The sequence below is a fragment of the Agreia pratensis genome (assembly GCF_900177685.1).
GTDB lineage: Bacteria > Actinomycetota > Actinomycetes > Actinomycetales > Microbacteriaceae > Agreia > Agreia pratensis.
This window is the reverse complement of sequence record NZ_FXAY01000002.1, coordinates 108776-123106: the sequence shown is the minus strand read 5'-3', so window position 1 is coordinate 123106 and position 14331 is coordinate 108776. Positions and strand designations below refer to the sequence as shown.

13 protein-coding genes are annotated in these 14331 nt (G+C 58.9%); 12 read left to right on the top strand and 1 reads right to left on the bottom strand.

Annotated elements, in window-relative coordinates:
- The first annotated feature begins 86 nt into the window (after positions 1–86).
- The 11 genes from B9Y86_RS06010 to B9Y86_RS05960 all read left to right on the top strand — a co-directional run bounded on the left by B9Y86_RS06010 (position 87) and on the right by B9Y86_RS05960 (position 11668).
- Positions 87–581: a hypothetical protein gene (locus tag B9Y86_RS06010; RefSeq protein WP_085484054.1), complete on the top strand. Its 495-nt coding sequence runs from the start codon at positions 87–89 to the stop codon at positions 579–581.
- Between the two features lie 59 nt (positions 582–640).
- Complete coding sequence (locus tag B9Y86_RS06005; protein WP_085484052.1) at positions 641–1123, top strand: hypothetical protein; 483 nt, start codon at positions 641–643, stop codon at positions 1121–1123.
- A gap of 100 nt (positions 1124–1223) precedes the next feature.
- Positions 1224–3359 (top strand): GmrSD restriction endonuclease domain-containing protein, encoded by a 2136-nt coding sequence (locus B9Y86_RS06000; protein WP_085484050.1) that lies wholly within the window; start codon positions 1224–1226, stop codon positions 3357–3359.
- The gene (locus tag B9Y86_RS05995) at positions 3356–4105 is read left to right on the top strand and encodes a DUF4839 domain-containing protein (RefSeq protein WP_176223276.1); all 750 of its coding nucleotides are present in this window, start codon (positions 3356–3358) and stop codon (positions 4103–4105) included. The genes B9Y86_RS06000 and B9Y86_RS05995 overlap by 4 nt, the downstream gene beginning before the upstream one ends.
- A 29-nt stretch (positions 4106–4134) precedes the next feature.
- On the top strand, positions 4135–5019 hold the full coding sequence (locus tag B9Y86_RS05990; RefSeq protein WP_085484046.1) for an HNH endonuclease: 885 nt from the start codon (positions 4135–4137) through the stop codon (positions 5017–5019).
- A 544-nt stretch (positions 5020–5563) separates the two neighbouring features.
- Positions 5564–5905 carry an Rv2175c family DNA-binding protein gene (locus tag B9Y86_RS05985; protein ID WP_085485247.1) on the top strand — a complete coding sequence of 114 codons (342 nt, stop codon included), beginning with the start codon at positions 5564–5566 and terminating at the stop codon, positions 5903–5905.
- Positions 5906–6217: 312 nt separating this feature from the next.
- Positions 6218–6856: an N-6 DNA methylase gene (locus tag B9Y86_RS05980; RefSeq protein WP_085484044.1), complete on the top strand. Its 639-nt coding sequence runs from the start codon at positions 6218–6220 to the stop codon at positions 6854–6856.
- Positions 6853–8520, top strand: a complete 1668-nt coding sequence (locus B9Y86_RS05975) for an Eco57I restriction-modification methylase domain-containing protein (RefSeq protein ID WP_085484042.1) — start codon at positions 6853–6855, stop codon at positions 8518–8520. The genes B9Y86_RS05980 and B9Y86_RS05975 overlap by 4 nt, the downstream gene beginning before the upstream one ends.
- Positions 8517–11060: a DEAD/DEAH box helicase family protein gene (locus B9Y86_RS05970; protein ID WP_085484040.1), complete on the top strand. Its 2544-nt coding sequence runs from the start codon at positions 8517–8519 to the stop codon at positions 11058–11060. The genes B9Y86_RS05975 and B9Y86_RS05970 overlap by 4 nt, the downstream gene beginning before the upstream one ends.
- A 156-nt stretch (positions 11061–11216) precedes the next feature.
- Entirely contained in the window at positions 11217–11486 is a 270-nt protein-coding gene (locus tag B9Y86_RS05965; protein ID WP_085484038.1) for a type I phosphoribosyltransferase, read from the top strand.
- Positions 11483–11668, top strand: coding sequence for a hypothetical protein (locus B9Y86_RS05960; RefSeq protein WP_139824771.1), 186 nt, complete (start codon positions 11483–11485; stop codon positions 11666–11668). Before B9Y86_RS05965 ends, B9Y86_RS05960 begins: the two co-directional genes overlap by 4 nt.
- 447 nt (positions 11669–12115) lie before the next feature.
- On the opposite strand, the gene B9Y86_RS05955 is transcribed toward B9Y86_RS05960, so the two are convergent.
- Positions 12116–12412, bottom strand: a complete 297-nt coding sequence (locus tag B9Y86_RS05955; protein ID WP_244894654.1) for a hypothetical protein — start codon at positions 12410–12412, stop codon at positions 12116–12118.
- 279 nt (positions 12413–12691) lie between these two features.
- Between B9Y86_RS05955 and B9Y86_RS05945 the strand changes: the two genes are divergently transcribed.
- On the top strand, positions 12692–14041 hold the full coding sequence (locus B9Y86_RS05945; RefSeq protein WP_085484032.1) for a hypothetical protein: 1350 nt from the start codon (positions 12692–12694) through the stop codon (positions 14039–14041).
- The last annotated feature ends 290 nt before the right edge of the window (positions 14042–14331 follow it).

Sequence of the window (14331 nt, the reverse complement as noted above, 5' to 3'; positions counted from 1 at the left end):
GAGACCCTGAGTCCACTCGTGGCCCGACTTTGGCATCCGAGCCCAACTACCATCGGACCGTTAGGGGACGCTCGAAAGGACTCCGAATGGACCAGAATCAGTGGCTGGGTGACTTGCCCACTTGGATCACGGCGGGTGCCGTAATATTCGCCGCTCTCCAGTTTCTCGCTGACAAGAAACTGCGCATGACCGAGGAGGCCCGCGAGTCGAAAGCCCAAGCCACCGGCCTGACCGCCTGGACTGTCAGCGACATCACTAAGACGCCGAAACCTCTGGGCGCTGTGGTCTCGAACACCTCGGGCTCGACATTTCATGACATTGAACTCACGGTGCAATTCGGAGGTCGCCAGACCGATCGTCCCATCCGACTCGAGATCCTTCCTCCGGGCAGGTACTTCATCGCATACGACCCGCACGGCCAGTTCCTATGGAAGTTCCCGGTGGGCGTCGAGCATTACGACGGAAAGCTCCAGCCCTACATGAACGCAGCGGGTTTTCAGATCGTGAGCATGAGGTTCGCAGACAACCTCAACCAGCGCTGGTCAACAGATGCGCATGCAGTTCTGACCTCTGCTCAATAGGCCGGTGGCTTTCCGGCCGCGAGAACCTCACGAACCACAAGTTGAAAGACGCATCCTTCATGAAGCCGTCCATTTGGCGCAATCGATCTGAATTTGAATCTGTCATAGTCGAGGCGGCATTCGCCGGGCTGATGTGGGAGAGAGACGAGACAACGCTGTGGCAGGGTGGGAATCGCAAGCTCGTCGACGTCCGCGGCGACGGCCTCACCATTGACGCCAAGGTGGGGTTTGTGCACGACGTACTGCTCGGAGGCGACGAGAAAGTCTCTGCGCTTGGGTATATGGGTTCGAATCGGCCGGCTCCAGAAGTCAGGGCGGGGGTCTCGCATTACGGCATCGGGGTGGTCACAGGATCGACCGATGTGACGGTAGCCGGCCAGAGCATCCAGGTTGAAGGGAATTTGTCGGTCGACCGATATCTGATCCCCGCCGAAGTCATCAACGGAGACTTCAGCCGGAAACACATCCGGGCTGGGGGCACAGGCGCGGGTTTTAACCGGTACCTGCCACTCGATCTCGCCCGCCAGTTCCTCGTTCCCTAACGAACTACTCATTCGCATTCGCCGACTCCGCCATCATGACGTCCTCTAGGGTGAGGAAAGATCACGACCGTCCCTCACGACGCTGTAAGGAATCCGTCCCATGCTCACCCAGGTCACCTCACCTCAGCAAGTCTTCTTCAATCCTCAGCGCCTCATCGTCCCGCTCTTCCAGCGGCCCTACGTGTGGTCTAAGGAACAGCAGTGGGAACCGCTGTGGAACGACATCACCCGGTTGGTCGAGACGATAGAAGCCGGTGACGGGCAGGCAACGCACTTCCTCGGAGCCGTCGTTCTTCAGGGGCAGCCCACGGCTCTCGGTGGCCTCCCCCAATACACGGTCATCGACGGTCAGCAGCGGCTCACGACTCTGCAAATCCTTCTCGACGCACTGCACGGTCAGCTAGAGAGCCGGGGCTTGTCTGGCCTGGCTGGTCAGGTGGAGACTCTTGTCGAGAACCCGGAGGCGTTCCGTCTTGGACCGGACGATCGGTTCAAGGTATGGCCTACAAATCGAGACCGGGAGGTCTTTGCTGCAGCCATGTCAGCATCCACTCCGGTCGGCTACACCACCTTGCCTCCGGGCCGTCTGGCGGAGGCGCACGAGTACTTTTCGACTTCGATCGCAGAGTGGCTCGATGAAAATCCCGAGGACACCCTTACACGGGCGGCGACACTCGTACCGACGATCACCACCCGCCTCCAGATCGTCTCGATTCAACTGCTCGCAACGGAGGACGCCCAGGAGATATTCGAAACCCTCAACGCCCGAGGAACGCCACTGACTGCAGCAGACCTGATCAAGAACTTCGTCTTTCAACGCTTCGAGGGCGACGAGGTCGAGACTGAGCGCGCATACCAGAAATACTGGTCCGACTTCGAAACACCATTCTGGGAAGCGGAAGTTACAGCTGGCCGCATCCGCTACGCACGAAGTGCGCTCTTTCTCACCCAATGGTTGACGGCGCGAACGTTGAGAGATGTCCCCGCACGCGAAGTGTTCGCGCAGTTCAAACGCTACGTAGCGGCGTCAGAGAACGACGTGTTGACTCTGCTCAAGGAGCTACGGGCCGCGGCTGATCGATATCGGCTATTCACGGAACGTGCCGCGACCCGAGATGGATCGCTCAGCAGGCTCGATCTCTTCGTCTATCGAATGAGCACCCTGGATTCTGAGGTCGCCAAGCCACTTCTGATCTGGCTCGGAGAGCCCGAACAAGCAAACATAGAACCCGAGGAGCAGACACGGCTTTTAGCCATACTGGAATCCTGGTTCGTCCGCAGGGCTCTCGTCCGTGCCCAGTCCAAGGGCAACAATCGACTGCTAGTTGACCTCCTCGTGGCCCTGACAAAACGAGGCGTCGATGTGTCGATCGGTGACGCGGCCGAAGGATTCCTCGCCGCTCAAGCATCCGGCACGGGCTACTGGCCCGGAGATGCCGAACTCCGCCGAGAGATCATGGAGCTTAAGGCCTATAAGCGATTGCGAAAAGGTCGGCTCCGGATGGTGCTTGAGGCGATCGAGGACCGCTATCGGGGTTTCCAAGATGAGCGTACCTTTTCCGTGTCACCCGTGCCCCGCGGAATCTGCACGATCGAGCACATCATGCCTCAGGAGTGGCGCGCCAACTGGAATGCCTCGCCCGAACAGGCCAACGAGGAGGACCGTGACTCGTCCATTCATTTACTTGGGAATCTCACCCTCGTCACTCAGAGCTTGAATGCACGACTCTCGAATGCGGCATGGGTCGGCGACAACGGTAAGCGCGCCGCGCTGATTCGCCACGACACGCTCCTCCTTACTCGCGATGTCGTCCACGAACATCCCTATGCATGGACAGAATCTGACATTCGGGACCGTACAGACGACATGATCGAGGCCATCGCTTCGATTTGGCCGGTCCCCGACGGCCACCGCGGCTCGAGCGACGCGGCGGTCGAACGCGCCCAGTATCGAACCGAGGTAGTCGACCTCGTTCGCGCAGGCGCGGTGACGGCGGGAAGCACTCTTTACGCCAAACCTGCAGCGCATCGAGGCAAGACGGCCATCGTCAATTCTGACGGCACTCTCCTCATGGATGGAGTCACCTACGCCACCTTGAGCGGGGCAGCTCGCTTCCTGCAAGGAGGCGGCGCTATTGCGGGTTGGCAATTCTGGTGCGTCGATCCCCACTACACCCGCACGATGGCCGACGTTCGATCTGCCACTGCGGCAGGACCGTCGTGGGACTCGCTTTGACGACCACCGACGTTAAGTTTGAGACGAGGACCGTCCACGCTATTCGAGGGCTGGAATCGCGGACCATTGCAAAACTGGAGTCAGAAGGCTGGGAACTTGTCTCGCAACAACCCGGGCGATTGCGTACGGAATTATCGTTCCGACGGCCCAAGCCGAAAACTCGCTGGCTCCTCTGGACCGCGGGGGGCGGCGGACTAGCAGCGGTCATCGCTGTCGTCATCGTTCTCGGGATCATTGGAGAACGGAACACGCCCCCGGCAAAGACTCCAGCCAGCGAGCAGAGTCTCGCATCGCAAACGCCAAGCCCGTCGCCGTCAGTCGAGCCGTCCAAAGGCGATAGTTCGCAACAACCTGAAAACCAGATACTTACACCCGAAAACAACGCAGAGCTGGCGGCCGTCCTGGCTTTGACCGACTACTGCGACCCATCAATCGCCGCTTTTGCCGGAGCGTACAACGGCAGGACGATTTCCTTTCCTGGAAACATCCAAGATCTGACACCCCACGGGTCTGCCACCACGAGATACGACATTCTCATTGGCGCCGGAGATTACAGCCAGACCACGGGCACTGGGCCTGCATTCCAGTTTCGGGATGAGAATACGACGAACGATCTACACTTCATAGGCTCAGTTCCCGACACGATCGGCATTGGCACGAACCTTGAAGTTACCGCCCAGTTGAAGGCGTACGAGACCAACTCATGCCTGTTTCTCCTCGAACCCGTTTCAACCACTGTCAGATAGCCTGACCTAGAACGGTCGAGGGACGTCGTATGAACAGAAGCGCCATTGAAGAAGAACTGATCCGACAGGACGTCTTCCGCTGGCTCGATCAGAAGCTCGCGACGGGCGCATCTGAGGTCACGCGCGAGGAGCTCCGAAACTACACATTCGGAACCGAGAACATCCCGCTCGTAGACACGGCCCGAGGCATCCGAAATCCCGCCGACTTCGAGTCGACGTTGTCGATCTTGACGAGCATCAAGAGCCCATACGCCGACTCATTCACATCCGACGGCTTCGTTCACTACTCCTACCAATCTCGTGAGGGTGGCGACAACAAGAAGCTCCGCCGGGCGTTCGAAACCAGAGCACCACTCCTCTACCTCCACGCTGTTAGGCCAGGGGCATTCGTTCCCTACTACCCGGTCTACGTTGAGGCCGATGATCAGGAGAGACGCCAGTTTCTGATCTCGCTAGACCCCTCGCTCCACTTCGTGAAGGACCCGCTGAATCTTGATAGCGATGAACGCAGCTACGCCGAAAAGCTCGTAAGAACTCGTCTGCATCAACCACTTTTTCGGGCGCGTGTTATGCGGGCGTACGTGACAACGTGCTCGATCTGTCACCTGAAACATGCCGATCTATTGGATGCCGCACACATCATCGCGGATTCCGATGCCGACGGCATGGCCAGGGTCACCAACGGACTGGCACTCTGCAAGATTCATCACGCCGCATACGATCGCAACCTCCTCGGCATCACACCGGACTACGAGGTGAGGATCGACCGCGAGCTCCTTATCGAGGTTGATGGCCCGATGTTGCGTCATGGGCTGCAGGATATGCACGGCCAGAAATTGACACTTCCGAAGCGACCAAGTGAGCGCCCGGCGCGCGAGTCACTCGCCAGGCGCTTCGCGGAGTTCAGCGCATAAAGCTCGCTGGAGAGCACACTCAGGCGGGAAGGAGCGTGGCGACGATGTCGTCTGTATATCTGTATCGCCGTCAGGCGCAACGTCTTCGCCCAACCTCAGCAGCGCATCGAGGCAAGACAGCCACTGCCAATTCGAAGGGCACTCTTCTCATGAACGGAGTCACCTGCGCCACCCTGAGCGGGGCAGTTCGCTTCCTGCAAGGAGGCGGCGCCATAGCTGATTGGCAGTTTTGGTGCGTGGATTCCAGCTTCAACCGCACTGTGGCCCATGTTCGGGCCGATATCGCGCGCACTGTGGCCCATGTTCGGGCCGATATCGCGGCAGGAACATCTTCAAGCTAATATTGGGCTCATCGCAATATGTAGATTCATGCGCCGCTCCTACCTACAAGGCATACGGCACATGAGTGGATATTCCCGACTCAGCCGTCCACGAATCCGGATGCGGCTCGAATACGCTGCACTTTGGATGAAAGCAAGCGGCCAGTTCATTCGTCCGGATCGTGAAGGTGACGGCGGGCCTCCGGGCGTGGCAGGCTTGGCACATGAGTGAAACTGCCCCCGCCAGAACCTGGCTGACCATCCCAGACGTGTCCGAACGACTCTCGTCTACTCCGGGTCGTGTGCGAAAACTGATCGAGGAGCACCACCTCCTTGCGGTGCGTCGAGACAAGGCGCTCGTAATCCCCGATGTATTCATCCAAAACGGCGAGCCTATGCCCGAGCTCCGCGGCACGCTACTTGTGCTCCAGGACATGAGATTCTCTCCCGAGGAGTCAATGCAGTGGCTACTCGAAGTAGATGACTCCCTGGGTGTCGCTCCGATCGATGCCCTCCTGGCCGGCCGCAAGGCTGAAGTTCGACGGGTCGCCCAGGCGCTCGGCTGATCCGAGCAGGGTCGACGTCTTCGGTGTCTGGATTGATACAACCGAGATCAAAGCGGAAAGGGCGGGTTTTGCGTGCGATGCTCCAACAGAACAGAGAAGACCCCGGCAATCTAGGCCGCTAACGGTATACCTGCTAAGCACCCGATAGCGCCTCACTATCCTCACGGTTGGGTAGCCGCAACTGGTCGAACTTGAGGATGCGGGACCGAGGTGGCTTTCGCGGTACTCCGGCACTAGTTAGAGACTAGTCCTGGGTGGGAGACTCGTTCATGCTTACTATCCTGGGAGTAGACAACAACCGGAGGAGGAACGATGACGGCACACGTACCCTCCGAGGTACTGGTCAAATCAAAACGCCGCGTGGCCGATCATGGCGAGGTATTCACCCCAAACTGGATGGTTGAAGCCATGCTCGATCTGGTAAAGATCGAGTCAGAGCGCATTGATTCTCGCGTGTTAGAACCAGCCTGCGGCTCGGGGAACTTCCTAATTCCCGTTCTCAAACGCAAGTTGGCGACCGTCCATACTCGGTATGGGAAGAGCGATTTCGAGCGCCGGCACCATGCCCTACTCGCTCTCATGTGCATCTACGGCATCGAGTTACTCGCCGACAATGTCGCGGAGTGCAGGCAGAACCTCATGGAGTTGTTCGCCAACTACGTGGACGCCCGCCCTGACAGCCTCGTGGTTCGGGCAGCAGAACATGTACTTGTCGCAAATATCGTCCAAGGTGACGCTCTAACCATGACTGCCGTGGATGGCCGGCCGATCATGTTCCCTGAGTGGGGATATTTGGGCAAGGGGCGCTTCCAGCGTCGCGACTTTCGTTACGACAACCTGACCCAGCGCGCCTCCTTCCAAGGAACCCTCTGGGAGCACTTGGAAGAACATGAGATCTTTACGCCCTCGCAGGAGTATTCCGCTATGACGATCGAGCAGCTCGCGTCATGAGCAAGGACGTCTTCACGATCCGAGGAAGAAACCCAGACGTACTCACCTGTATTGCGAACCTCTCAAATGACGAGGTCTTCACGCCCCCAGAGTTCGCGAACAGGATGCTCGACGAAATAGAGAGGGCCTGGTCCGAATCGAACGAAGGCTCAAGCATCTGGGCTGACCCAAATGTGACTTTCCTTGACCCGTTCACAAAATCAGGCGTATTCCTCCGAGAGATCACTGCTCGGCTGACGCTCGGCTTAGCGAGCGCCATTCCAGATCTCACGGAACGTGTCGATCACATTTTGTCGAGACAGGTTTTCGGTATCGGCATTACCCAGCTGACCTCGATGCTTGCTCGTCGCAGTCTCTACTGCTCAAAGTGGGCGAATGGTGAGCATTCCATCGCCAAGTCGTTGACCACTGAGGACGGCAACATCTGGTTCGAACGCATCGAGCACACTTGGGTGGGACGCAAGATCGAGCGGCGCGCTCATCCGACTGAGAATCGCGGCATCACGGTCTCGCTTGAGGGAACGGGTCGCTGCAAGTTCTGCGGTGCCGGCGAGGCAGAGTACGGGCGCGGTGAGGAACTTGAAACTCATGCTTATGCCTTTATCCATACGAACGACATCAGAGCGCTGATTGCGCAGCTGTTTGGAGCCGAAATGCATTTTGACGTGATCATAGGAAACCCGCCCTACCAACTCAGCGACGGCGGATTTGGCACCAGCGCAGCCCCGATTTATCAACTTTTCGTGGAGAAGGCCCTTGCCCTCGATCCGCGTTACGCCGTTTTCGTTACTCCATCGCGCTGGTTCGCGGGCGGTAAGGGCCTCGATGATTATCGAGAGCGGATGCTCAGCGATCACCGCATGCGAAGCATCGTTGACTACCCGAAACTATACGAAGCTTTTCCAGGAGTGAAGATCCGCGGGGGGATCTCGTACTTTCTGTGGGAACGTGATTTCGATGGGCCATGTACCGTTCAGACGATGTGGGATGGAAAGCCACTCGGCGAGCCGGCAGATCGCTATCTTGATAACTTCGATGTACTAGTGCGCCGAAACGAAGCAGTCCCAATCCTTGAAAAGGTCCGGGCGAAGAAAGAGTCAACCCTAGAGAAGCGTGTGTCCAGCCGTAAACCCTTCGGTCTCGCGACAAACTTCATGGGAAATGCGTCGCAAACGGACCTGAGGCAGCCCGTGAAGCTATTCGCCAATCAGCGAATCGCTTGGATTGAGCGCGGAGATCTTCCCAGTAACGCATCTTGGGTAGATGAGTGGAAAGTTCTCATGACGCGCGTTCAGGGAACCAGTGCCGCCATTGAAACCAAATTTCTCAGCAAACCGATTGTTGCAGGGCCAGGCACGGCATGTACGGAGACCTACTTGGTCGCTGGCCATTTCCAATCTGAGGCAGAGGCCGAGGCCTACGCCTCCTACCTCCGCACTCGGTTCGTTCGCTTCCTAGTGTCGCTGCGGAAGCCGACCCAAGATGCCGCGAAGGGGGTCTACGGGTTTGTTCCTGATCTCAACCTGGATGAGGAATGGACTGACGAGAAACTTTATGCTCGGTATGCTCTTACCCCCGCCGAGGTTGCCTTCCTTGAGTCACAAGTAGCTGCGCATCCTGACGATTCTGGCGTAACCGAAACGCCCGGTGAGATGCTCGTATGACGAAGCCTGACGATGAGCTAATGCCGGAGCGTCCAGACGGACACCTCCGAATTTACGCGTACTCCATCCACGACGAACAGCACGCCGGATGGTTGAAGGTAGGACAAACAACGCAAGCGGTTAAAGCCCGCGTGGCACAGCAATTGAAGACTGCGGCCGTGACAAATTTTGAAATTGAAGTGGACGAATCGGCTCTTCGCGAAAATGGCACGTTCTTTCGAGACTTCGAGGTTCGGGAAAGGCTTAAGGCCAAGGGGTTTGCTAATCCCACACTGGAGTGGATGGACTGCTCAGTCGCCGATGTGCTGACAGCAATCACCGAATTGAGGACGGGCCAGGCGGTTGGAGGCACACATCACGAAACCTTCCCGATGCGCGCGGAACAGAGACGCGCGGTGGAGAAAACGCATGACTACTTTCATTCGATCTGGAAAGAGAACATGCATGCGGTACCGAGGTTTCTTTGGAACGCCAAAATGCGCTTCGGGAAAACCTTCACCAGCTACCATCTCGCAAAGGCGCTAGGTGCCACTCGTGTACTTGTAGTCACCTTCAAGCCCGCAGTTGAAGACGCTTGGGCGACTGACCTGCTCTCTCATAAAGATTTTGACGGCTGGCAGTATGTCTCCAAGTCTTCTGGAATCGATCCCGCAACGGTGGATGAAAAGAAACCACTCGTGTACTTCGGTTCCTTCCAAGACCTTCTGGGTCGCGACAAAGCTACGGGCCTGATGAAGGCGAAGAACGAGTGGATTCACGCAATCAACTGGGATCTCGTGATTTTCGACGAGTATCACTACGGCGCTTGGCGCGACTCAGCTAGAGAACTATTCGAAGGCGAGGATGAGAAAGAGGCCAAGGTAGAACTCGCGGGCGAATATGGCGAAGCTCTAGAAGTTTTCGATGAGGAACTTGACGAGCTTGGCAGCGACGAAAAGGACTTCCTGCCGATCTCAACTCGGGCGTATCTATACCTCTCCGGCACGCCTTTCAAGGCGTTGGCAGCCGGTGAATTCATCGAAGAACAGATATTTAACTGGACGTACACTGACGAACAACAGGCCAAAGCCGAATACTCGGATAAGAACCTCCATCACCTGAATCCGTACGGTGCTCTGCCAGAGATGCGACTTCTGACCTACCAAATGCCAGACGAGCTACTTAGCATCGCGAGCCAAGGCGAGTTTGACGAGTTCGACCTCAACGCTTTCTTCGCCGCAACCGGTGTCGGCACTAACTCATCTTTTAAGCATAAGGATGACGTGCAGAAATGGCTCGACCTGATCCGAGGTCAGCATTCGCCCTCCAGCATCGATGCCATGAAAACGGGAAAGAAGCCGCCGTTTCCCTATTCCGATACTCGCTTACTGCCTTATCTACAACATTCATTTTGGTTCCTCCCTAACGTCGCCGCCTGCCACGCGATGGCAAATCTTCTCGCCGAGCAGCACAACGCACCTTATTGGGGCCAGTACCAGGTGCTCAACGTTGCCGGTCCTGGGGCGGGATTAGGACTGGAAGCCCTTCCTCCTGTTCGCCGAGCGATCGGAAAAGGCGTAGATACGAAGACCATCACGCTTTCTTGCGGGAAGCTGACAACAGGCGTGACCGTGCCGCAGTGGGCTTCGATCCTCATGTTGCGCAACCTGAAATCACCCGAGACATACTTTCAGGCGGCTTTCCGAGTGCAGTCGCCGTGGTCTATCAGGAACCCAAATGGCGACGATCCGCACAAGGAGGAGGTGATGAAACCGGTCTGCTTCGTTTTCGATTTCGCGCCGACCCGGGCGCTGAGGCAACTTTCTGATTACGCAATTGGCCTTTCTCCGGAGAAGTCCAATCCGGAACACGCCGTCGAGGAGCTGGTGTCTTTCCTGCCGGTTTTGGCGTACGACGGCGCGAACATGACTCAGATCGATGCTGGGGGCATCCTCGACATCGCCATGGCCGGCACCTCAGCGACGCTGCTCGCCCGTAAGTGGGAATCTGCAATCCTCGTAAACGTCGACAACGATACGCTTCGCAGGATCATGAATAATGTTTCTGCCATGAGCGCGGTAATGAACATTGAAGGCTTCCGTGCGCTTGGCGACCAGGTCTTCGAAACGGTCGTAAATAAGTCTGAATCAGTGAAGGACACGAAGAAGGTAAAGGGGCACGCCCTCAATGCCAAGGAAAAGAAAGAACTCTCGGACGAAGAAAAAGAGTACAAATCCAAGCGGAAGCAGATCCAAGAGAAGCTGATTAAGTTCGCAACGCGCATTCCGGTCTTCATGTACCTCACCGACTACAGGGAACAGACCCTGAAGGACGTCATCACCAAGCTCGAACCAGGCCTCTTCAAGACTGTTACGGGCCTCACGGTTGAAGACTTCGACCTTCTCGTGTCGCTCGGAGTCTTCAATGCGGCGCACATGAACGCAGCTGTCTTCGCATTTCGTCGTTATGAAGATGCATCTCTCTCTTACACGGGCATAGCTTCGCACGAAGGACTTCGCCGCATAGGGCTATACGACACCGTTGTCGCAATGGAGCACTAAGGCGCACCCTTGGTGTGCCGTCGACCGTCACCTCCGCAGTGCCGTTAGACGGCACTAACTGCTGTGGACGGATGAGCCAACCCTGAAGCGACCTCCGCACGTCGCCACGGGTTGAAGCAGTTCAGCTAAATCAATGGCGACGCCAACTCCTGGGCAATGCTCGCAGAGCCGCCGTCGCTGAACGCGATCATGGTGGATCTCGCCGAGCTGTTCCGCCCCTCACGACCAGACGTCATTCTCGGCATCGAGGCAAACGGCTTTGTTCGGGCGCGGGCCGTCGCCGCCACCCTCGGCATCGGCTTCGTCCCTGTGCGCAAAAAACTCCAGATTTTTCCGGGTGACGTGATCCGCCGGATTACAAATGCAACACGGAGGCGCTCTCGGCCCGGCGAGATCTCATACGGCCGGACCAGCGTGTCGTGTTGATCGACGACTGGACCGAGACCGACCGCCAGAGCCTGGCCTCGGCGCAGCTCGTCTCGGCCCGCGGCGCAGAACTGTGTGCGGTCGTCGTCATCGTCGATGAAGCGAACCAGGATGCTCGCGTGCAGGTTCCACCCGTCCAGGCGCTCATGACAGCCAAAGAAATTCCAGGTCAGTCCAACTAAGAACCTTTTGCGCTGTCCAATAGCTCGTCTACCGTTGCCCTCCGGTAAGACGAGCGAGGCGACTGATCCGCAGGCAGGTGAATATGTCATCCTGGCCACCGGTGAGCCGACCTTTCAACGTGGTCAGAAAACGGGCGCAGGAGATTGAGGAGTTCGGAGGGGCCGCGTTGTTCAGCGGTTGTGACCGGACTCGATCAGCGAGGATAAGACAGGGAGCGTCAGGTTCTAGCAGAGCCCTCTCGATGTGCCCGCACAGCAAGCACAAAGAGGGCCGCTGAGGCGGCCAAGAACGCAGCGGCCAGAGCCCCATTGGTTCGACAACGCCGTCGCGATCGCAGCGGCGGGAAACCCAACGCGCCTTTTTACCACGTCGGTTCCTTCGTCGCGCGACTACTCAATCGGCGCGGGCTGCGCTGACCGAGTAGCCGCCCGATTCAGCACGCCGCGCTACCGGCTTCGCGGCGCCGCGAGGCGTCGAGCCGCCTCGACAACGAACTCGCGGCGGCGGGCGCTTTCCTTCGTGTCACCGGTGGGCGCATTCGTGATCATCTCGGCCAGCTGCGGCACTGTTTGCCACCAGGCGGCCAGCGCGATCGTGGCGAAGACAAGGTGGCCGGGATCGAGTCCGCGATCGAGCAGTCCGTCGCGGTGGGCAGCGGCGAAACGCGCCACCTTCTCGCGATAGTGAGTTGTTCGCCCGACGATGTCGGCAGCCGGTCCTCCTTGCAGCCCCTCCCATTGCAACAGGCGGCCCAGCTCAGGGTGATCTGCGTGGTCAATGCGCTGGCGCCGCGGCTGCGGCGCACGAACCTCGTCACCGGCATGAGCGTCGGGGGCGATTCTACCGAGGCCGCAAAGGGCTCAGTTCGTCTCGCATTGCTGCCCGACGACGGGCCCACAGGAGCCCTCTGGTCTTGGGACGGTAAGCGCGCGCCCTGGTCAGCCGAGCGCCTCTAATTCGTTTATTGAGAACCCTTATCGATAAGCTCAGATCCCGCTTCCCGACGACTTGCAAGGATCACCATGCCCGCACGCCCCCTTCTCTACCCCGCCCTCGCCGCCACTTCCCTTCTCCTTCTCTCCGGCTGCACCACGACGACGTCAGCCACTCCCCCAACCCCGGCCAATCACAGCTGGCTCGTCACCGCCGATGCCACGGCAAAAGAGCTCTACATCAACAACGCCATCACGGGCGAGAACACCGACACCCTGAACGGCATCACCCTGGGCACCCACGCGGGCTCCGTGCAACTCGGCGGCGGGCGGATCGCGTTAATGGACGAGTCCAAGCCTCAGCTAGACATCCTCTCCATCGACTCGAGCGGCAAAGCCACCATCGATCAGCACTACGCGATCCCTAATGACGACGGGCGCTGGAAGCGTGCCGGCTGGCTCTCGACCGACACGAGCCGGCGCTACGTCGCCATTGGCTCCGACTTCGACGACTCCACCGATCAGCGCGTCACCGTGGTCGACCTCGAGAAAGACACCGAGCAGACGGCCGACATCACCACCTCCGAGGTGACGCTCGCCACCACGGGCGAGACCGGAACCGAAGAGGTCGAGACCTTCTTGGTCGGCGATCCGCTGCGCCTCGTCGTCACCGCCGGCGGCCACCTCGACGCCTACTCCGTGTCGGCGATCATGGGCGGCGACATGCATCCGACCCCCGTCGCCACGACTCCGCTCAACGCCTACCCCCACGGCCCCATCGTGAATTCCGACGGAACCGTGATCGGCTCCGATCTCGCCACCGGGGTACAGACCGTCGGCGTCACCGACACCGGATTCACCGACTCCCAGTTCTCGTCGTACCCGCAGGCGAGCGTCGAGAGCTACCGGCCGCGCATGGCACCGGATGGCGCGACCGCCGTGGGCGCGCAGGCCGGCGCCACAGAGAAAGACGCCGGGTGGGACACCATTCCCGCCTACCTCACGAGTGCATCCACGACATCCGGCAAGCTGACCTCGGTGAGCCTGGGCAACGGCACGTTCACCCGCGTCGCCGTCACGCCACAGTTCGCCGCCGTGGCGCTCACCTCGGGCTCCGGCGATTCGCTCGTGCTCGTGAAGAAGGGCGACGACGGCGCCTTCAACGGAGAGCAGACGACGGTGGCGCTCGACCCCCTCAAGAACGGACCCGTCGTCGGCCAGCCGGCGACGAAGGCATCCGTTCGTTTCACCGCAGCCACCGACGACGGCAACAGCGTCTTCGTGACCCGCGGCGGCGAGGGCCAGATCACGCAGATCGACACCTCGAGCTCGATGCCCTCGGTGACGCGCACGATCACGGTTCCCTCAGATCTCTCAGACGGCGGATATCTGACGACCGTCGACTCCGCGGTGAAGCCCTACGACCTCAGCGGCCGCTGATCGGATATCAACCTGCCTCTCGAAGAGCGCGGTCAACACTGTCACATCGCTCACGGGCGAGTTTCTTTTGGGCCGCCGGGCGACATCGCACCTTGGCGCCCTAGGAATACGGACCGCTCCACCCCTCAGTTGCACATCTTTGGCACTTGGTGTCCCCAAAATATTCACCAGTCCCCCTGAATGGGGAATTACGAGGAACTGTCACGTCTGCCAGGCTCAGCGATCATGACATACCAAGAACCAGGGGTGGGCTCGCAGCAGAACCCGCCCACCTATGCACAACCACAGCA

Excerpts from the sequence above, each read along its gene's own strand:
- B9Y86_RS06010 (WP_085484054.1), top strand. The coding sequence starts at position 87 with ATGGACCAGAATCAGTGGCTGGGTGACTTGCCCACTTGGATCACGGCG.
- B9Y86_RS06005 (WP_085484052.1), top strand. The coding sequence starts at position 641 with ATGAAGCCGTCCATTTGGCGCAATCGATCTGAATTTGAATCTGTCATA.
- B9Y86_RS06000 (WP_085484050.1), top strand. The coding sequence starts at position 1,224 with ATGCTCACCCAGGTCACCTCACCTCAGCAAGTCTTCTTCAATCCTCAG.
- B9Y86_RS05990 (WP_085484046.1), top strand. The coding sequence starts at position 4,135 with ATGAACAGAAGCGCCATTGAAGAAGAACTGATCCGACAGGACGTCTTC.
- B9Y86_RS05985 (WP_085485247.1), top strand. The coding sequence starts at position 5,564 with ATGAGTGAAACTGCCCCCGCCAGAACCTGGCTGACCATCCCAGACGTG.
- B9Y86_RS05980 (WP_085484044.1), top strand. The coding sequence starts at position 6,218 with ATGACGGCACACGTACCCTCCGAGGTACTGGTCAAATCAAAACGCCGC.
- B9Y86_RS05975 (WP_085484042.1), top strand. The coding sequence starts at position 6,853 with ATGAGCAAGGACGTCTTCACGATCCGAGGAAGAAACCCAGACGTACTC.
- B9Y86_RS05970 (WP_085484040.1), top strand. The coding sequence starts at position 8,517 with ATGACGAAGCCTGACGATGAGCTAATGCCGGAGCGTCCAGACGGACAC.
- B9Y86_RS05965 (WP_085484038.1), top strand. The coding sequence starts at position 11,217 with ATGCTCGCAGAGCCGCCGTCGCTGAACGCGATCATGGTGGATCTCGCC.
- B9Y86_RS05945 (WP_085484032.1), top strand. The coding sequence starts at position 12,692 with ATGCCCGCACGCCCCCTTCTCTACCCCGCCCTCGCCGCCACTTCCCTT.